Source organism: Pseudomonas sp. WS 5146, from assembly GCF_012985495.1.
Taxonomy (GTDB): domain Bacteria; phylum Pseudomonadota; class Gammaproteobacteria; order Pseudomonadales; family Pseudomonadaceae; genus Aquipseudomonas; species Aquipseudomonas edaphica.
In genome coordinates this window covers 21,282-40,011 of the sequence record NZ_JAAQWL010000002.1, presented here as the reverse complement: position 1 = coordinate 40,011, position 18,730 = coordinate 21,282, and the positions used below count along the sequence as shown (strand labels likewise).

The 18,730-nt window shown below is 60.6% G+C and carries 13 protein-coding genes; 5 read left to right on the top strand and 8 right to left on the bottom strand.

The genetic code is table 11. The features are described 5' to 3' along the window. Window positions 1–17: 17 nt before the first annotated feature. Window positions 18–1,430, bottom strand: coding sequence for an amino acid permease (locus tag HBO41_RS04660; protein WP_099548500.1), 1,413 nt, complete (start codon window positions 1,428–1,430; stop codon window positions 18–20). Window positions 1,431–1,810: 380 nt separating this feature from the next. On the opposite strand from HBO41_RS04660, the gene HBO41_RS04655 reads away from it, so the two are divergent. Beyond that, window positions 1,811–4,906 (top strand): transglycosylase domain-containing protein, encoded by a 3,096-nt coding sequence (locus HBO41_RS04655; protein WP_169985312.1) that lies wholly within the window; start codon window positions 1,811–1,813, stop codon window positions 4,904–4,906. A gap of 233 nt (window positions 4,907–5,139) precedes the next feature. On the opposite strand, the gene HBO41_RS04650 is transcribed toward HBO41_RS04655, so the two are convergent. From HBO41_RS04650 to HBO41_RS04630, 5 genes are all read right to left on the bottom strand, one after another. Further along, window positions 5,140–5,622 carry a CS1 type fimbrial major subunit gene (locus tag HBO41_RS04650; RefSeq protein ID WP_017136325.1) on the bottom strand — a complete coding sequence of 161 codons (483 nt, stop codon included), beginning with the start codon at window positions 5,620–5,622 and terminating at the stop codon, window positions 5,140–5,142. 5 nt (window positions 5,623–5,627) lie between these two features. Then, entirely contained in the window at window positions 5,628–6,386 is a 759-nt protein-coding gene (locus tag HBO41_RS04645; RefSeq protein WP_169985310.1) for a molecular chaperone, read from the bottom strand. Window positions 6,387–6,446: 60 nt separating this feature from the next. Continuing rightward, complete coding sequence (locus HBO41_RS04640; RefSeq protein ID WP_169985308.1) at window positions 6,447–7,691, bottom strand: hypothetical protein; 1,245 nt, start codon at window positions 7,689–7,691, stop codon at window positions 6,447–6,449. 19 nt (window positions 7,692–7,710) lie between these two features. Continuing rightward, window positions 7,711–10,233, bottom strand: a complete 2,523-nt coding sequence (locus tag HBO41_RS04635; protein ID WP_169985306.1) for a CS1-pili formation C-terminal domain-containing protein — start codon at window positions 10,231–10,233, stop codon at window positions 7,711–7,713. A gap of 114 nt (window positions 10,234–10,347) precedes the next feature. Beyond that, window positions 10,348–10,848: a CS1 type fimbrial major subunit gene (locus HBO41_RS04630; RefSeq protein WP_017136321.1), complete on the bottom strand. Its 501-nt coding sequence runs from the start codon at window positions 10,846–10,848 to the stop codon at window positions 10,348–10,350. A gap of 483 nt (window positions 10,849–11,331) precedes the next feature. Between HBO41_RS04630 and HBO41_RS04625 the strand changes: the two genes are divergently transcribed. Next, entirely contained in the window at window positions 11,332–11,841 is a 510-nt protein-coding gene (locus tag HBO41_RS04625) for a PadR family transcriptional regulator (RefSeq protein ID WP_169985304.1), read from the top strand. Further along, window positions 11,838–12,605 (top strand): siderophore-interacting protein, encoded by a 768-nt coding sequence (locus tag HBO41_RS04620; RefSeq protein WP_169985302.1) that lies wholly within the window; start codon window positions 11,838–11,840, stop codon window positions 12,603–12,605. Before HBO41_RS04625 ends, HBO41_RS04620 begins: the two co-directional genes overlap by 4 nt. Before the next feature lie 118 nt (window positions 12,606–12,723). Here the strand turns inward: HBO41_RS04620 and HBO41_RS04615 are convergent, their stop codons facing one another. Together HBO41_RS04615 and HBO41_RS04610 are read right to left on the bottom strand one after the other, a co-directional pair. Next, window positions 12,724–13,347, bottom strand: a complete 624-nt coding sequence (locus tag HBO41_RS04615; protein WP_099548495.1) for a Pr6Pr family membrane protein — start codon at window positions 13,345–13,347, stop codon at window positions 12,724–12,726. Window positions 13,348–13,351: 4 nt separating this feature from the next. Beyond that, window positions 13,352–13,585 carry a VF530 family DNA-binding protein gene (locus HBO41_RS04610; protein WP_010212838.1) on the bottom strand — a complete coding sequence of 78 codons (234 nt, stop codon included), beginning with the start codon at window positions 13,583–13,585 and terminating at the stop codon, window positions 13,352–13,354. A 204-nt stretch (window positions 13,586–13,789) separates the two neighbouring features. Here HBO41_RS04610 and HBO41_RS04605 point away from each other — a divergent pair, with 204 nt between their 5' ends. Then, window positions 13,790–15,808: a TonB-dependent receptor gene (locus tag HBO41_RS04605; RefSeq protein ID WP_169985300.1), complete on the top strand. Its 2,019-nt coding sequence runs from the start codon at window positions 13,790–13,792 to the stop codon at window positions 15,806–15,808. A gap of 470 nt (window positions 15,809–16,278) precedes the next feature. Then, window positions 16,279–18,696: a glucose/quinate/shikimate family membrane-bound PQQ-dependent dehydrogenase gene (locus HBO41_RS04600; RefSeq protein WP_169985298.1), complete on the top strand. Its 2,418-nt coding sequence runs from the start codon at window positions 16,279–16,281 to the stop codon at window positions 18,694–18,696. Window positions 18,697–18,730 lie beyond the last annotated feature (34 nt).

Genomic DNA, 18,730 nt, shown 5'->3' with positions numbered 1-18,730 from the left:
TGGTGTACGCCAGGCCGTCAGGCGACGGAGCGTGCCGCCGCATTGGTCGGCTGCAACTTGAACACGTAATACAGCACGGTCAGCAGCACCAGAAACGCAGGCCCCACATACAGCGCCACCCGCGTATCCGGGAAGTACGCCATCAGGCCCACCACCAGCACCAGGAACGCCAGCGCCAGGTAGGAACTGACCGGGTACAGCCACATGCGGTACTTGAGGCCCGCCGCTTCGGCCGGGCTCAGGCCTTTGCGGAACTTGAGCTGGGCCAGCAGGATCATCAGCCAGGTCCAGATCGCGCCGAAGGTGGCGATGGAGGTCACCCATACGAACACCTGGTCAGGTACCAGGTAGTTGAGCAACACGCCCAGCAGCAAGGCAAAGATCGACAGCAGCAGCGCCTTGCGCGGTACGCCATTGCTGGAGGTGGTGCCGAAAGTCGCCGGCGCCTGGCCGTTCTGCGCCAGGCTGTAGAGCATGCGCCCGGTGCTGAAGATGCCGCCGTTGCAGGACGACAGTGCGGCGGTGATCACCACGAAATTGATGATGCCTGCGGCGGTCTTGATGCCCAAACGTTCAAAGGTCATCACGAACGGGCTGCCCTGGGTGCCGATTTCGTTCCACGGGTAGATCGACAGGATCACGAACAGCGCACCGACGTAGAACAAAAGAATGCGCCAGAACACCGAGCCGATGGCGCTTGGAATAGTCTTCTGCGGGTTGCGTGCTTCACCGGCGGTCAGGCCGATCATCTCGACGCCCAGGTAGGCGAACATCACCATCTGCAAGGACATCAACACGCCCTGCACGCCATTGGGCATGAAGCCGCCGTGAGCCCACAGGTTGGAAATACCCAAGGCCACACCGTCGTTACCGAAGCCGAATGCAATGATGCCGACGCCGCCGATCACCATGGCAATAATCGTGACGATCTTGATCAGCGCAAACCAGAACTCGAACTCACCAAAGGCTTTGACGGCGATCAGGTTGATCGTGCCCATGCTGATCAGCGCCGCCAGGGCCCAGATCCAGCGCGGCGTGTCGGGGAACCAGACACCCATGTACACCGCCACGGCGGTGATTTCCGCGACACAGGTCACCAGCCACAGGAACCAATAGTTCCAACCTGTGAGAAAGCCCGCCAACGGGCCGAGGTAATCCTGGGCATAACGGCTGAACGAGCCGGCTACCGGGTTGTGCACGGCCATCTCACCAAGGGCGCGCATGATCACCAGAATGGCCAGGCCGCCGATGATGTAGGAGAGCATGATTGCCGGGCCGGCCATCTCGATGGCCTTGGCCGAACCGAGGAACAGGCCGACACCGATGCAGGCGCCGAGCGCCATCAAACGGATGTGTCGTTCACCCAGTTCACGTTTGAGCGGGCCGCCTTGAGCGGTCTCGCCAGGGGGCAGTGGTTTGCCGACAGGCATAGGGAAACAACCTCATTTTGTTATTGGATTGTCCGTCGAGTTTCCGGGGCCAGGCCGGTAAGCCTGTGCCCTTGTTGAAACCGGGGCCGCCTCATGGACGGGCCCTTCTTGCCGGGCAAGATCGGCGGGACGTGCAGTATAAAAAGCCGGGACCAGGGTCTTTCACTATAAAAACCATGCAATTCAGTGAAAGACCCGGCTAAAAAGCCACTTTACAGGAGCATATTACCTGCGCTGAGCGACAAAACGTCGCAACCCACCCTGCATTCACACGCCATCCAAGAAGATTCCGACTACCCAACCACAATTCCCTCACACCTGTCGCCCAGCGACTAAGCTTCAGACAAGTCCGATCAATCTGCGTGCAGGATCAATCGACTATGGGCGCACTGTGGCAAACCGAATCGACCAAGGCTGCGCAATTACAAGGCAGTTCGGACCCAGCGCCTTTACCCAAAAATAAACCCAGGCCCCGTTACATACGTCGCCTGTTCTGGCTGATTGTGTTGATGGTGGTGATTGCGCTGGGGTTCGCCGCCGCCAAAGAGATACGCACATCCGCACTGCAAGCCCGGCAACTGAGCCGGCTGGCCCACGACCTCACCTACCGGCTGGAACCCGGCCCCAGCCAGGCAATGGTTTACCCCGGCGCCGGCCCGTTCGATCGCCGCTTGGGCTACAGCGACCTCGGCACCTTTTTGCCGCGCCTGCTCAAGCGCGGTTATGTGATCGAGTCCCAGGTGCAGTTTTCGCCAGCGCTGATGAGCTACGCCGGCCACGGTCTCTTCGTGCCTTACCCGGAGAAAATCCAGGCCGGCCTTTCCATCACCGACTGTCGCGCCTTGCCCCTGTACCAGTTCGAGTACCCGCAGCAGCTGTACTCAAGTTTTGCCGCCATCCCGCCGCTGGTGGTCAACAGCCTGTTGTTCATCGAGAACCGTGACCTGCTCGACCCCGCCCAGCCCCAGGCCAACCCAGCGGTGGACTGGCCGCGCTTTGCCATGGCGGCCTGGTCGCAAGTCGCAAAGGTATTGCACCTGTCCGGTCAAAGTGCCGGCGGCAGTACCCTGGCCACCCAGCTGGAAAAATATCGGCATTCGCCCGACGGCCTGACCTTGTCCGGCAGTGAAAAACTGCGCCAGATGCTGTCCGCCGGTGTGCGCGCCTACCAGCCTGGGCCTGACACCCAGGTGGCACGCCAGAATATCGTGCGCGACTACCTCAACAGCGTGCCGCTGTCCGCCGTGCCGGGGCATGGCGAAGTGCATGGCATGGCCGAGGGTTTGCGCGTGTGGTACGGCGCTGACTTCAAGCAGGTGAACCTGGCCCTTAACGGCACTGAAAATGATGCGGTCCATGTGGCGCAACGTGGCCTGGCTTTGCGCCAGGTGCTGTCGCTGATGATCGCTCAGCGCCGGCCGTCTCATTACCTGGCCAACGGCCGCGATGAACTGGCGCAACTCACCGACAGCCACCTGCGCCTGCTGGCGCAGAACGCCGTGATCGACCCGCCGTTGCTCAAGGCCGCCCTGGCATCCCACGTCACTTACCGCGACTGGCAGCAACAGCCGACCGTGCAGCCCATCGACACCAACAAGGGCATCAGCGTTGCCCGCAGCCGTCTCGCCGCCCTGCTCAACCGGCCGCTGTACGACCTCGACCGCCTGGACCTGTCGGCCACCAGCACCCTGCAAGCCGAGCTGCAAAGCCAGGCCACCGACTACCTCAAGCAACTGGCCGACCCCACCTTCGCCGGCAAAATGGGCCTGCTCGGCGAGCGCCTGCTCACACCCGCCAGCACACCCCAGGTGCGCTACAGCTTCACCCTGTTCGAACTGACCCCGGACGGCTCGCGGGTGCGCGTGCAAACCGACAACACCGACCAGCCTTTCGACATCAATGAGGGCAGCAAGCTGGAGCTGGGCTCCACGGCCAAGCTGCGAGTGCTCACCACTTACCTGCAGATCATCAGCGAGCTGCATGATCGCTACGCGGCGCAAACACCCGCCGCGTTGAAAAAAACCGAGATTGCCGAGCAGGACCGCATCAGCCGGTGGGCGGTCGATTACCTGATCCAGAATCCCGATAAGTCCCTGGCCAACATGCTCGATGCCGCCCTCGACCGGACTTACTCGGCCAACCCCAACGAAGGTTTTTTCACCGGCGGCGGCATGCACCACTTCCACAACTTCCGCAACCAGGACAATGGCCGCAGCCCGTCGCTGCGAGACGCCTTGCGCGAGTCGATCAACCTGCCATTTATCCGGCTGATGCGTGACCTGGAACGCTACGTTACTTACGCAGGCCCCAACAACAGTGCGCAATTGCTCAAGGATGATAACGACCCACGGCGCCAGGAGTACCTGGCCCAATTCGCTGATCGCGAAGGCACCACCTTCCTGCTCAAGTTCTGGAAGAAGTACCAGAAAAAAGACACCCAGACGCGCCTTGAGACCTTTCTTGACGGGCTGCACCCCACGGCGATCCGTATGGCGGCCGTGCATCGCTACCTGTTCCCCGAGGCCGACCAGGACACCTTTAATCGCTTCGTGCGTTCACATCTGGTGAATGCCAAAACCAGCGACAAACTCACCGACGAACGCCTGCAACGCCTTTACACCGACTACGGCCCGGGCCGCTATGATTTGCCCGACCAGGGCTACATCGCCAAGGTCCACCCACTGGACCTGTGGTTGCTCGGTTACCTGCTCAACCACCCCGACGCGACCTTCAGCGAAGTGGTCAAGGCCAGCCAGTTTGAACGCCAGGAGGTCTACAGTTGGCTGTTCAAGAGCCGTCACCAAAGCGCGCGCGACAGTCGTATTCGCACCATACTGGAGGTCGAGGCGTTCCTGGATATTCACCAGCGCTGGCAGGCGGTGGGTTACCCGTTCGACCACTTGGTGCCGTCGCTGGCCACCGCGATTGGCAGCTCGGGCGATCGCCCCGCCGCGCTCGCCGAACTGATGGGCATCATCCTCAACGACGGCGTGCGCGGCAAAGTGCTGCGCATCGACAGTCTCCACTTTGCCGCCGATACGCCGTACGAAACCCGCGTGGTCAACACGCCCGATGCGGGTAAACGAGTGATGCCGTCCGAGGTCGCTACCGCGCTGCGCGGCGCGTTATCGCAAGTGGTGGACGCGGGCACGGCCAAGCGTGTTTCCGGCAGTTTCGTGCAGGCCGACGGCACGCCGATGGCCATGGGCGGCAAGACCGGCACCGGCGACAACCGTATCGAAGCGATGGGCGCCGGCGGCCGAGTGATCAGCTCCAAAGCGATCAACCGCACCGCCACGTTCGTGTTCTACATCGGCGAGCGCTACTTCGGCACCCTAACCGCCTTTGTGCCAGGCAGTTCGGCGCAAAACTTCAAGTTCACTTCGGCACTGCCGGTGCAGGTGCTCAAAGGCATGGCGCCGATTTTGACCCCGTACTTGCAAGGCAGCGGCACCCTGCTGTGCCACGGGGCATGACCGAAGCGCCTGGGGTGAAATGGGGTTTGTGCGGGAGCTGGCTTGCCTGCGATGGCGGTGGTGAATTCACTATTGCTATCGCAGGCAAGCCAGCTCCCACATTTAATTTTTAGCGCTGGCAACACTGATCCCCTGTGGGAGCTGTCGAGCTTTAGCGAGGCTGCGAAAGCGGTGGGCCAGGCAACTTATAACTTGCCTGTGCCGCCGATTTCGCGAACGGCAAAGTGCATGTCTCAAGGCGCCGGAAAATCAAACAGCAGGTGTACCGTGCCGTAATACTCGCCGCCCTTGTAGCCGTCTTCCGGTTCAACGGCGGTGATTTCCAGTTCAGCGCGACGGCCCGAGCGGGCTTCATCGGCGCTGATCACCAGGGTTGAATCGAGGGTCAGCGGCACCCGGTTGAACAACACCTGCAAATCGATACGGTTGCGGCCACTCAACAGATAAGGCGTGTCACCGAGGCGCGCCGCCACGCCGCCGTTGATGTTTTTCACATCAAAGTTCTTGCGCAGACGGCCCAGCCGGGCTGTCGCAAGGTCCCAGGGCAGCACTTGGTCCTGGCCCATCCAATCGGACTCGGAAGGCAGCACATAGGCCTCATGGATCGGGATGGTCACCGATACATCAAAACTGTGGCGCTCCTGAAATGCCTGCGCCTGGTCACCCGCCAACACAGGCGCCATCAGCACAGCCAGTACCGTCAGTTGCTTGAACATTGTCATCACCCGTTACTGTTGACCGTCATCGTTTTTTTGTTGCGACCTTCGATCAGCTGGAAGTTGAACTGACGCTCCGGCTTTTTCTCCAGCACCAACTGGCGGCCAGGCAGGATGTGGTGCTTGGTGGTGGCCTCACATTCGGTCTTTTTCGTCACCGAACAATCGCGGAACTCATCGAGCACCACCACGCTGTTGCCGGCATTACGCATGGTGTATTGGCTGGCGGTTTCGCTGATCCGGGTATCAAAACGGGTGTCTTGCGGGCGCACGAAGAACACCGTGCCGTACCCGGCCATGACGTTGACTCCGGCGGCCAGGGCGTCCTTGTATTCGGCGCGTTCGGCATCGGTGACAGCAAAGTCATCTTCCTTTTCCGGTACCACCGGGATGAAACGCACACGGAAATAGCGCTCCTTGTCTCGCTGGCCCATGTACAGCAACCGAGTGCCCTGACGCCCGCCGGCCGGTACGATCAGACGAGCCGGGCTGGCCATCAGGCCGTCGCGGTTGGTGGTGCTGCCTTTGGCGTCGGTCATCGACGCGACGGGCACTTCCCTGGACGTGCCGTCGGCGTTGTAGACGATCTCCAGCACATTGACTTTGATAAACGCGGTACTGGTGCCGCCGTTGTAGACACGCTTGAGGTAAGAACTGCGGTCGCCTTCCAGGTAGTCGTAGACCACGCCGACGTTGATCGCAGGTCCCGCATGAACCGCCAAAGACACCAGCCACAGCCCCACTGATAACACTGCATGTTTCATGTTTGATTACGCCTTATTGATTGAACCCAGCCCAGCGGCCGGCGTGCGGCAAATATCCGCTCAGACTTCCGAATCCCAGATCACCGTGACCACACCCGAATAGGTGCTGCCCGGCTGTTCGAGCATGTCCTTGACCTGGTCTTTTTCGACTTCGAAGTGCAGCGTTCCAGCACGGTTGTTCACATAAAACGCAGGCTGGAACAACTCGGTGCCCACGCCATCCAGGCGCAAGGGCTGCTTGTTGACCGCCTGCCCGGCCTGGTTCTGCAAGCCAAAGGGCAGGCTGACAGCAACCTGCAACGGCACCTGATCCCCCGCGCCGTTGCGCAAGCCACAGGTGTTGCCCACCGCAAGGCTGCATTCGAGCTGCATCTTGAAACGCCCACTGGCGGAAATGACAAAGGTCTGGTCACGGAACAACCGCGCCGGTTGGCGCCCACGGTTAAGCCAGGCTTGCCAGCCGCCTTCGGGTAGCAACTCGATGCGGTTGCCGCCCGGTGGGAGATCGACCTTGAGCTCATGCTCTACAGCCAATTGAAAATTGAACGTCAGGGCGCTTTCGGTGGACGCCATCACGTCACCGAAATCAAAATCCCCGCCCGGCCCGATGCTGTAAGTCAGGGAGCCGCGGTATTCGCCGCTGGCCATGCCTAGCGGGTTGGGGGTTTTAAGTTCGTAGCCGTACTCCAAGTGGCTGTAGGTCAAACGCGCAAAAGTGGTGCCCGGGTTTACCGTACAAGCCCCCACGCCCTCCGGGACGATCCAGAAAAACAGTGCGTAACTGGCGGATGCCGCCAAATAGTTAACCCCCTGGCAAGGAGGCGCACCGTTACTCCAATAGTAGGTCCAACCGGTTCCTCCGTTAGCCCACCCGCTGACGCCAGGCGGACGCGGCACATCCCAACGCGTACCAATACCCGCAATGCGCATTTGTACGGTTTCAACCTCACCCGTCCCGACATGGACCACCTGTACATCACGCCAAGATGAAGGCACTTTGAAATAGGCGCCTTTTCGAGGGTCTTCATGGTTGGCTTCGATCGGCTCTACCGACTCGGCCCTGAATGCCGGATCACGGATACTGAAGGTATTCAACGCCTCGCACCTGGCCGGTACGTGCCACGCGCAGACGCCACTGTGGGGCGTGGTGTTTTCGAATTTATTCACCATCGGGTTCGACGGGTCAGGACGAAACACCGCCGTGATGTTCTGCACCAGCGCGTGCGCAGGCAGGCTCATGCTGACCAGCGCCAGCGCGAACGCACACTGCTTCAAGCCGGTTCTCGTTACGTTTTTCACGTTCATAAAAATCCAGTCCATGCCATCAACCAGCGGTTTCGGCGTTGTGGGTTGCTTCTGCCAGGGTGTCCTTGGTGCAGCGCAAATCGCCGATCATCAACACATCGCTCTCACTCGGCGCATTGGCAGGGTCCAGGCGGAACTGACAGAGCAATTGGTTCTGGTAGCGCACTTGCAAGGTCGGTGAACTGGCGCTCATTTCCATCGAGAAGAACCCGTCGACTTCGCTGACCCCACGGCTGGCGTGGTTGATCACGTGATGGCCCTTGAGCGGTGCACCACGCTCATCCAACAACCGGCCGAGCACGGTGACGGTTTTCATCACGGTGATTTTCCGGTAGTCGACCCCGCCCTTGTTCAGGTGATAACTGGCGCGGGTCGGCTGGATATTCGCCGCGGGCGGGTGATTACCTTCAAAGTCGAAGCTCACGCTGCTGCTCTTGTAGGCGGAGACCGGCACGTAGTTGCGCCCCGGCCGCAAGATCGCGCCGCCACCGCCGAGGTCGTCGGCACGCAGGGCGATTTCGTCGAGGTCGGTTTCCACGTCGATGATCATGCCCGCACCGTTGCCCTGGTACTGGCTGCTCAGCAGCATCTGGCCGGCGCCGGCAACGAAGGTGCTGTTGAGGTTCAAGCCACCGCTCAGGTCGCCGTTGAACGAGCTGCGTTGCACAAACCCGTCACCGCTGACCGCGTCCGTATTGAAGCTGGCCATGCCCGACAGGCCGACGCCGTAGGTGTCGGTGATCGCCGTGGCCGAGACGCTTTGCAGCAAGTGGTCGGTGAGGTCCTGGCGCAACGTCACCGAAGCGTTGTTGTCGCGCCCACCGTCACGGGCAGTACGGGTGCCGATGCTGCCGGAAATCTGCCGGCCTTCGGTGCCCAGGTTGACGCTGACGCTCACGTCCACGCCGCGGTTGCGCGCGTCGTTGGTGCCGGCGCTGCCGGGCCGGTCGAACACTGAGAAGCGCCAGTTGGCGTCACTGCCGAACAGGTTGTCGTGGCGGCTCCAACCCAGGTCGACGCCGGTCCCCTCCACATTGCCTTCGCTGTGGGACAGGCGCATGTTCAGGGTGTTTTTCGCATCCAGCCGGTGGTTGACCGACAACGCCGTGTTGCTGGCTTCACCGACGAAGGTGTTGCGCCGCAGGCGTGTGCCATCGGGCAGAGTCTCGTAGGTGTCGCGGGTGTCGAGCCAACTGCGGTTATGGCTGAACACCAGGTTGGTCGCGCCCAGGGTATAGAGCCCTTGCAGGTCCATGCCGGTGCCGTGTTCCTGGGTCTGGTAGAGGTTGGCATACAGGCTGGTATTGTTGGCCACCGTCCAGTCCGCCGAGCCACCGTATTGCAGCTGCTCGCGCACCTGACGGGCCGACAGGCCGAGGATCACGCGCGGGTGTACCAGATAGTTGAGCGACGCACCGGCCGTCACCGCGCCGGAAGCTTGTTCTTCCCAGTTGCTGAACAACTTGGTCTCGCGCCCGGCGAAAAGGTTATAGCGCCAGCGGTCTTCGGCGTTGCGCCAGTTGCTGGGTTTGTAGACCAGCTCCTGGGTGGTGCTGGTGGTCAGGCCGTCTTCGATAAGGCGCACTTCCACTTCATAGATGCCGCCGGGCAAGGGCCGGGTGTCCAGGGTTTGCAGGCCGGCCGCAACGGCCTGGGTGTTAATCAACAGGCCATTACGGTAAATCTCCACCGCCGCCTGGCGGTTGGCGGTGACATAGATCGGGTACACGCTGGGCTTGGCGTTGTTGATGGCCAGGCTGTCGGAGCTGCCATACATCAGGCCCAGCGCCGTATCGGGGCTGGCGCCGAAGCTGCGCAGTTGGCGGGTCAGGCCATCGGAATTGGGGGTGAAGTGGCCCAGGCGGAAAAACTGCCCTTCGAGTTCTCGCTGGGTATACAGCTCATGGATCGCATGGCGCATGGGCTCGTCATCGCCGCTCTGGCGCGCCAGCTGCAGGTTGAACACCTGACTCCAGTTACCCAGACTGGAACTGGCTTGCAAACCATAGCGTCCGCCGAGGCTGTCCTCTTGGCTGCCATTAAGGTTGAGCTGGTTGTTGATGATCAAGCCGAGGCTGCCACCTTCGGGCTGCTCATGGAAACGCGGGATGTCGCCACTCAGTTCGACGTCTTGGGTGAGGATCGACAGCTGGGAGCTTTCCAGGTTGTAGAAGGCCGAGAGCATTTTCTGCGGGCAGGACTGGGTACAAGCACCCAATGACACGCCTTTTTCCAGCAGCGCTTGCCAGGTGTCGCGGGTGGCGGCCGGGACTTTGCTGTCGGCGGTGTCGGTAAATTCAAGCAAGGTGACACGGTCATCGCGGGACAAAACAATCAGCGCCTCGCCCAACAGTTGCTGGTCAAGGTCCACGCGTACCGCCAACGGCACCTCGAAAAAATGATCAGTAAAACCAGCGGGCAAGCCTTGCGCCTGAGTAATCAGACTGCCGGGGGTTGAAGCACCGGAAGAAACAGGTGCAGCCAGGGCACTCGTACACATCAGCAGCGCTAGCGCAGCCGCGATAGGCGTCATCGGAAACATGAACGGAACACTCTGAATGCCAGAAGACTGGAGAGAAAATCAGGCCGGCGGACCGAGGAGGGAAGTCAGCCGACCTGCAAGCAGATGCCCGTGGTTAACGGGCACGCATTGGCCTTATGGGGTGACTGGCAGTACCGCGTCGAACACTACCGGGATCGTGGTTGTGTAGGAGCCACGCTGAGTGGCCGTAGGCTTGGCCGCGGCGATGTGCATTTCCGCCCCAATACCCGGGGTGGAGTCGGCTTCGTTGACCACTTCCTGAGGGCTGCCGCTCAAGATCACACCATTGAAAGTGGTGGTGACCGGGATGTTTTGCGCGGCATCACCGTTGAACAGTACGGCCGGGCCACCTTCGATGTAGGCAGCAACCGAACCGTTGGTGTTCTTGACGTCGTAGGTGGCCCTCAACGAAGCAAGCTCACCGCTGACCAGGTTGTAGGTCATGGTTTCGTCACGACCCCAGTTCGGATCACGCGGTTGTGCGTGGAACACGGTGGTCGGGATGTTTGCCTTGATATTGACGGTGTGGCTGGCTTCACCGGCAGCAGTAGCTGTTACCGAGGAAGACAGCGCCAGAACAGCCAGGGGAACAGCGACAGCAAACTTCTTGAACATGATCAATACCTGTAGTTATCAACATTGATTGATTCGTCGCCAAGCAACTTCTCAACAACGAATAACGCAGACGGTTAGTTGAACCGAACAACGCCAAGCAATGATCAATTCAAATCAACAACAGGTATGCAGGTCGCTTCCCACGGCCAAGTAGCCTTTAGAAACAAGGGGCGAACGAAAAGTATGGCACTTTGCCAAAACTTTAAAAATAGCCGTAAGAATCAGCCTACTTGAACATAAGTGTCATAACGGGAAGTGACTGTAAGAGCAGTACTACACGCACAAGCGCTGCTATAAAGAGCAACCTGTTAACGCGCCTGTTCGAGCACAAACTCTAATTAAAGTTATAACTCTAAATACTTTTATCGTCCATGCCCCTCGAGCGTGAGCCGCTTGACGCTGCTCACGACCGTTGGTCGTCTCGGGCTACCGTCACCATAAGATATATCTTAAGTTATATCTAAATAGGACGGAGGACAGACCATGCGACACGAGCATCGCAGTGAATTTGAAAAACGCGGCGGCCGCGGCCCTCGGGTATTTGCCCCTGGCGACCTGAAACTGCTGCTACCGGCCTTGATCGCCGAGCAGCGCTGCCATGGCTATGACCTGATCCGCCAGATCGAAAGCCTGTTCGACGGCGCCTACAGCCCCAGCCCCGGTGTGATCTACCCCACCCTGACCTTTCTGGAAGAGAGCGAGTTGATCAGCGGCGACGCCGAGAATGGAAAAAAACGCTACACAATCACCGACGCCGGTCGTCTCTTCTTAATCGAGCAAGCCGTTGCCCTGGAAGGCGTGCGCATGCGCATTGATGTCAGCAAGCGCTCGCTGCGTGGCCACGACCGCCCACCCGAGATTCACGAGGCGGTGCATAACCTGCGCCACGCCTTGCATTCGCACCACGGGCGCTGGAGCCCGGAAGAAATCGTTCGTGTCGCGGCGCTGCTCAACGGCACCGCTCAAGCCATTGCCGACGGGAAAAACCAATGAATACTCAAGCTATCCATCGCGTTACCCACGAAATCAAACGCCGCCGCCTGCAAGTGCTGCGGGTGGTCGACATCACCCCACGCATGCGCCGCGTCACCTTGGGCGGGCCGGAGCTGGCCGGTTTTATCAGCCTGGGCAGTGACGACCACATCAAACTGCTGTTCCCGCAAAACGCCGCCGAGCAGGCTGCGCTGGAAAGCCCGACCTTCAACATCAAGGGCGACGGCCCGCAACCGGCCATGCGCGACTACACGCCACGGCGCTTCGACCTGAGCATCGGCGAGCTGGATATCGACTTCGTGCTGCACGGCGATGGCCCAGCCTCTACCTGGGCCGAACAGGTGCAGGTTGGCCAGCACCTGTACATCGGCGGGCCGCGCGGCTCGATGATCGTGCCGGACATCTTCGACAGCTATTTGCTGATTGGTGATGAAACCGCGATCCCGGCCATCGCCCGTCGCCTGGAAGAATTGCCGGCCGGGCGCAAGGTGTTGACGGTGATTGAAATCGCCAATAGCGCCGAACAGCAGCCACTGAACAGCGCTGCCGATGTAGAGGTGATTTGGGTGGTGCGCGGCCACGACGACCTGCTGGAGACGGTGCGCAACCTGACCCTGCCGGGCGGTTCGCTGTACAGCTTTGTCGCGACGGAAACCAAACTGTCGCGCCAGCTGCGCCGCGTGTTGCTGGACACGCACCAGGTCAATGAGGAGTTCCTCAAGGCCGTGGGTTACTGGCGTGCGGAGGGCAGCGAAGAAGAATAAAGCCCTCAAGTCCACTGAAGATCCAATGTGGGAGCTGGCTTGCCTGCGATGGCGGTGCATCAGAAACAAATTGTCCAACTGACCCACCGCCATCGCAGGCAAGCCAGCTCCCACATTTTTACGCTGCCCGTTTAAGAACTTTGTCCAGCCCCACCACCGCCAACGCAATCAGCACAAACCCCGCCAAAATCCCCCCGGCATTCACAAACACCTGTGGATAACCGAGGCTGTCCACATCGATGAACGGGTACTGATACTGCCCCAGCAAATGCCCGCGCAGCAGCACATAGCCGAAGTACACCAGCGGGTAAATCACCCACCCGCCAATGTGCTTGAAGTGCAACGTGCCCTTGGGCACACACCGCCACCAATAGATCACGAACAGCAGCGGCATCACGTCGTGCAACAACTCGTCGGCGATAAATTGAAAGCCGGTGGGGCTCCACAAATGTCGGAGCAACAGGTTGTAGGCCAGGCTCACGACCACGATGCTCGCGGCAATACCGCTACTGACAGCGGGCGCCAGGAAGAAACGTTTTACCGCCGACTCGCGATTGACCAGCGCATAGCTCAACACCACGACCACCAGGGTGTTGGTCAGCACCGTGAAGAAACTGAAAAAGTTGATCAGCCCGCCCAACAGGCTCGCGCCGGCCTCCCAGCGCGAATAGAAAATCAAGTATTGCTGAATCGCCAGCCCTGTCCAGCCAGCCAGCGCCGCCGTGGCCACATACCGCTTCATGGCCTCAATCCAGCGGGCGTTTGGTACGCATCAGCTTGACGTACAAACCTTCGACTTTCTCCCGCGCCCACGGCGTTTTGCGCAGGAAGGTCAGGCTCGACTTGATGCTTGGGTCGCTCTTGAAACAGCGCACATCAATGCGTTCGGCCAGACCGCTCCATTCGTAGTGTTCCACCAGGGTGGTGAGGACGTGCTGCAGGGTCACGCCGTGAAGTGGGTCGTTGCTTGTCGCGGTCATGCCAGGCCTTTTGCAAAAAGAGGAAACACAGCCGCGCACCTTAGCCGACGGGGCGTAGAGGTGGAAGCACTGCATTGAATATAGCCCCTGGAAAAAAGTTCCCCTTTTCAGGCAAAAAAGTGATGTTATATTGTAACGATACTTATCAAGATCGATACCGTTTTAAGCCTTCTCTTTTCTGTGCCTTTTACCAAGGAATGTTTGATGTCCCTCTCTACTCTGTGGCGCTTGACCCCGCTTGCCGCCGCCCTGTTGATCGGCTCCGAAGCCCACGCCCTGGAACTGCAACCCCAAGTCATTACCGGCAACCCCTTGGGCAGCGAACAACTCGCCTCGCCCACCACGGTGCTGGAAGGCGATGACCTGACCCTGCAACAAAAAGGCAGCCTCGGCGAAACCCTGAATAAGCAGCCAGGCGTGTCGTCGTCGTACTTTGGCCCAGGCGCCAGCCGCCCGATCATTCGTGGCCAGGATGGCGACCGCATTCGCATCCTGCGCAACGGCGTGGGTGCACTGGATGCCTCGTCGCTGTCCTATGACCACGCCGTGCCCCTGGACCCGATCAACGTCGACCGCATCGAAATCGTACGTGGCCCGGCAGCCTTGCTCTACGGCGGCAGCGCCATCGGTGGTGTGGTCAACACCTTCGACAACCGTATTCCCACAGAAGCCATCGAAGGCATCCACGGTGCCGGTGAACTGCGCTACGGCGGCGCCGACACCACCCGCAGCAGCGCCGGTAAACTGGAAGCCGGCAACGGCACCTTCGCCTTGCACCTGGACGCGAACGCGCGGGAATTCAACGACCTCAAAATCCCAGGCCAGGCCCGCAGCCGCCATGCCCCGGAGACCGAGGATGGCCCCGGCAAAAATGGTCGACTGGGCAACAGCGACGGGCGTCAGGATGGCGGCGCGGTCGGCGGTTCCTACACCTGGGACGACGGTTATGCCGGGCTGTCCTACAGCAACTATGACAGCAACTACGGTTCACCCGCCGAGCAAGATGTGCGCATCCGCATGAAGCAGGATCACTACGCCTTTGCGTCCGAGATCCGCAACCTGCAAGGCCCGTTCACCTCGGTAAAACTAGACGCGGGCTACACCGATTACGAGCACCGTGAAATCGAAGGCGGCGAAACCGGCACCATTTTCAAGAACAAGGGCTATGAAGCCCGCGTTGAAGCGCGCCACCAGCCGCTCGGCCCGTTCGAGGGTGTGGTCGGCGCCCAAGTGACGCGCAATGAGTTCTCGGCACTGGGTGAAGAGGCCTTTGTACCGCAGACCGACACCAACGCCGGCGCGCTGTTTATTCTCGAAGAGATGCAGGCCACCGAGCGTCTCAAGCTCAGCCTTGGCGGGCGTGTGGAACACACCAATGTCGACCCGAATGCCAAGGGTAATGCGCGCTTTGCCGGTGCCGATAAATCCAATGACTTTACCGCCGGCAGCCTGTCGTCCGGCGCGGTATACAGCCTCACGCCGGTCTGGTCGCTGGCCGCGACACTGGGCTACACCGAGCGCGCACCGACTTTCTACGAGCTGTACGCCAACGGCGCCCACGTCGCCACCGGCACTTACGAGTTGGGTGACGCCAACCTGAAGAAAGAGAAAGCCGTGTCCAGCGACCTGGCACTTCGCTTTGACAACGGCACGCACAAAGGCAGTTTCGGCGTGTTCTACAGCCGCTTCTCCAACTACATCGGCTTGCTGGGCACAGGGCGCACGCTGAACGATGAAGGCGAAGAAGACGCGGGCGGTATCCCGGAATACAAATATTCCGGTGTGCGCGCACGTTTCGCCGGCTTCGAAGCCCAGGATCACTGGAAGTTGGGCGAAAGCGCCTACGGCAAGTTCGCCCTGGAACTGTCGGGCGATTACACCCGCGCCACCAACCTGGACACGGGCGAAGCCTTGCCGCGTATTGCGCCTCTGCGCTTGAACAGCGGCTTGCTGTGGGAACTGGACCGCTGGCAGGCGCGGATCGACGTGGAACACGCCGCAGGCCAAGGGCGTGTGCCGGATAACGAAAGCGGCACCGACGGCTACACCACCTTGGGCGCCAGCGCCGGTTATCACTTCAATATGGGTGGCAGCCAGTGGTTGGCGTTCGTCAATGGCGAAAACCTCACCAACCAGACCGTGCGCTATGCCAGTTCGATCCTGCGCGATATCGCCCCGGCGCCTGGGCGCAGCGTGCAGTTCGGCGTGCGCACCACTTTCTAAACAGCAGCACAATCCTCCTGTAGTAACCGGCTTCTGTGGGAGCCGGGCTTGCCCGCGATAGCATCACCGCAGTTTCCCTGGGGTACCGAGGTGACGCTATCGCAGGCAAGCCAGCTCCCACAGAAGCCAGGCTTTACAGGCATTCTTGCAGCGACGTTCTGTCACTGTTACCAGATCTGAAATGATGCATCTCTCTAATTACGCTTTCTCAAAATGAGAAGGCGCTTTATCCTTGCCGCAACAAACTGAAACGTTTCACGCCTGCGGTCGATCCCATCTTGCCGAATGTTCCCTGCCTTAAAGACAGCGCTGTCTTAAACCGACCCGCGCGTGGGGTTCAATCGCCCGCCTGTGGATAACCGACTTATCCCCAGAAAAACCCAAATTAACGCTGAACCAAGCCCGCGCCGAATCGTCATCTACAGTGAAGCACGGGGTTACATAATTCCAACGTCACGGAGAAACACACTATGAGCACTGATGGTGCTTCAAGCCCAAGCCGCCTGCTGCCCAGGCTGCTAGGCGTCTTGCTGCTGATCATGGGGCTGGCCTTGCTGGCTGGCGGCGTCAAGCTGAGCATGCTCGGCGGGTCGCTGTACTACCTGCTGGCCGGTATCGGCATCGCCCTCACCGGCGTGTTGCTGCTGGCCACCCGCCGCGCAGCGCTGGGCCTGTACGCACTGGTGCTGTTCGCCAGTACCGTGTGGGCACTGTGGGAAGTCGGCCTGGACTGGTGGCAATTGGTGCCGCGCCTGGCCCTGCTGTTCGCCTTGGGCATCGTCCTGCTGCTGCCGTGGTTTCGCCGTCCGTTGCTGCGTGGCCAACCCGCGCCGCTGGGCACTGGCGCGCTGAGCGTAGCCGTGGTGCTGGCGGGCGCTGCCGCCCTGGCCAGCCAATTCACCAACCCGGGTGAGATGGTCAAGACCGGCCAACTGGACCGCGACGCCGCGCCTGGCATGGCCAGCACTGCACCGGCCCAGGCCGATGGCGACTGGAATTCCTATGGCCGCTCGGCCTTCGGTGATCGTTACTCGCCTCTGGCGCAGATCACCCCGGAAAACGCCCACAAGCTGGTGCCGGCGTGGACCTATCGCACCGGTGACATCCCTGGCCCAGGCGATCCCGGTGAAACCACCGCAGAAAACACCCCGCTGAAAGTCAACGGCATGCTCTATGTGTGCACGCCGCACAGCCAGGTGATTGCCCTGGACCCGGACACCGGCAAGGAAATCTGGCGTTTCGACCCGAAGATCAGCAGCCAGGGTGCCGCGAACTTCAAAGGTTGGGCGCACATGACCTGCCGTGGCGTGTCGTATCACGATGACGCCGTCTACGCTTCCGCGCAAAGCCCTACCGGCAGCGCCAGCACTGCACCTGTCAGCGCTGTCTGCCCTAAACGCATCTTCGTGCCGACTGCCGACACCCGTCTGATCGCCCTGAACGCCGACACCGGCAAGATGTGCGAAGACTTCGGTGACAAAGGCCAGGTCGACCTGCGTGCCAACATCGGCAGCTTCGCTCCAGGCGGTTACTACTCCACCTCGCCACCGGCCGTGACCAAGAACCTGGTCGTGATCGGCGGTCACGTGACCGACAACGTCTCCACCGACGAGCCTAGCGGCGTGATCCGCGCGTTCGACGTACACACCGGCAAACTGGTGTGGAACTGGGACAGCGGCAACCCGGACGACACCACGCCGTTGGCCGAGGGCAAGACTTACACCCGCAACTCGCCGAACATGTGGTCCATGTTCAGCGTCGATGAAAAACTCGGCATGCTCTACCTGCCGATGGGCAACCAGATGCCTGACCAATACGGCGGCGACCGTACCGAAGACTCGGAAAAATACAGCGCCGGCCTGACCGCTCTGGACATCGACAGCGGCCACGTGAAGTGGACCTTCCAGTTCACTCACCATGACCTGTGGGACATGGACGTGGGCGGCCAGCCTTCGCTGATCGACATCAAGACCGCTGACGGCGTCAAGCCAGCAGTCATGGCCTCGACCAAGCAAGGCAGCATCTACGTGCTGGACCGCAGCAACGGCAAGCCGGTGGTGCCGATCAACGAAATCCCTGTACCGCAAGGCGCAGTGGCCGGTGATCACACCTCGCCGACCCAGCCGAAGTCCGACCTCAACTTCATGCCGCCGCCGTTGAAAGAACGCGACATGTGGGGCGTGACCCCGTTTGACCAGATGCTGTGCCGCATCGATTTCAAATCCATGCGCTACGACGGCCCATTCACCCCGCCATCGCTGCAAGGCTCGATCGTTTACCCGGGTAACTTCGGCGTGTTCGACTGGGGCGGTATCTCGGTTGACCCAGTTCGCCAGATCGCTTTCGTGAACCCAAGCTACATGGCGTTCAAATCGAAACTGATCCCGGCGGCCGAAATTGCCAAGCAAGGCCCACGCGTCAGCGAAACCGAAGGCGTGCAGCCGAACAAAGGCGCGCCGTATGGCGTGATCCTCGAAGCACTGCTGTCGCCTTTGGGCCTGCCGTGCCAGGCGCCAGCGTGGGGTTATGTGGCGGCGGTCGATCTGACCAACCACCAGACCATCTGGATGCACAAGAACGGCACCGTGCGCGACAGCTCGCCGGTTCCGATCCCGCTGACCATGGGCGTGCCTAGCCTGGGCGGTACGTTCACCACCGCCGGTGGCGTCGCGTTCCTCAGCGGCACCCTCGACCAGTACCTGCGTGCCTATGACGTGAAAAACGGCAAGCAACTGTGGGAAGGCCGCCTGCCTGCAGGCGCGCAGACCACACCGATGACTTACACCGGCAAGGACGGCAAGCAGTACGTGCTGGTCATGGCCGGCGGTCACGGCTCGCTGGGCACCAAACAGGGTGACTATGTGATGGCGTTCAAACTGCCGGATTAAGCTGAACCGGCGGTAAAACAAAGGCGGCTACCTG

Coding starts and splice junctions, on each gene's coding strand:
- HBO41_RS04600 (WP_169985298.1), top strand. CDS start 16,279: ATGAGCACTGATGGTGCTTCAAGCCCAAGCCGCCTGCTGCCCAGGCTG.
- HBO41_RS04610 (WP_010212838.1), bottom strand. CDS start 13,585: ATGACCGCGACAAGCAACGACCCACTTCACGGCGTGACCCTGCAGCAC.
- HBO41_RS04640 (WP_169985308.1), bottom strand. CDS start 7,691: ATGAACGTGAAAAACGTAACGAGAACCGGCTTGAAGCAGTGTGCGTTC.
- HBO41_RS04620 (WP_169985302.1), top strand. CDS start 11,838: ATGAATACTCAAGCTATCCATCGCGTTACCCACGAAATCAAACGCCGC.
- HBO41_RS04655 (WP_169985312.1), top strand. CDS start 1,811: ATGGGCGCACTGTGGCAAACCGAATCGACCAAGGCTGCGCAATTACAA.
- HBO41_RS04630 (WP_017136321.1), bottom strand. CDS start 10,848: ATGTTCAAGAAGTTTGCTGTCGCTGTTCCCCTGGCTGTTCTGGCGCTG.
- HBO41_RS04615 (WP_099548495.1), bottom strand. CDS start 13,347: ATGAAGCGGTATGTGGCCACGGCGGCGCTGGCTGGCTGGACAGGGCTG.
- HBO41_RS04645 (WP_169985310.1), bottom strand. CDS start 6,386: ATGAAACATGCAGTGTTATCAGTGGGGCTGTGGCTGGTGTCTTTGGCG.
- HBO41_RS04650 (WP_017136325.1), bottom strand. CDS start 5,622: ATGTTCAAGCAACTGACGGTACTGGCTGTGCTGATGGCGCCTGTGTTG.
- HBO41_RS04605 (WP_169985300.1), top strand. CDS start 13,790: ATGTCCCTCTCTACTCTGTGGCGCTTGACCCCGCTTGCCGCCGCCCTG.
- HBO41_RS04660 (WP_099548500.1), bottom strand. CDS start 1,430: ATGCCTGTCGGCAAACCACTGCCCCCTGGCGAGACCGCTCAAGGCGGC.
- HBO41_RS04635 (WP_169985306.1), bottom strand. CDS start 10,233: ATGTTTCCGATGACGCCTATCGCGGCTGCGCTAGCGCTGCTGATGTGT.
- HBO41_RS04625 (WP_169985304.1), top strand. CDS start 11,332: ATGCGACACGAGCATCGCAGTGAATTTGAAAAACGCGGCGGCCGCGGC.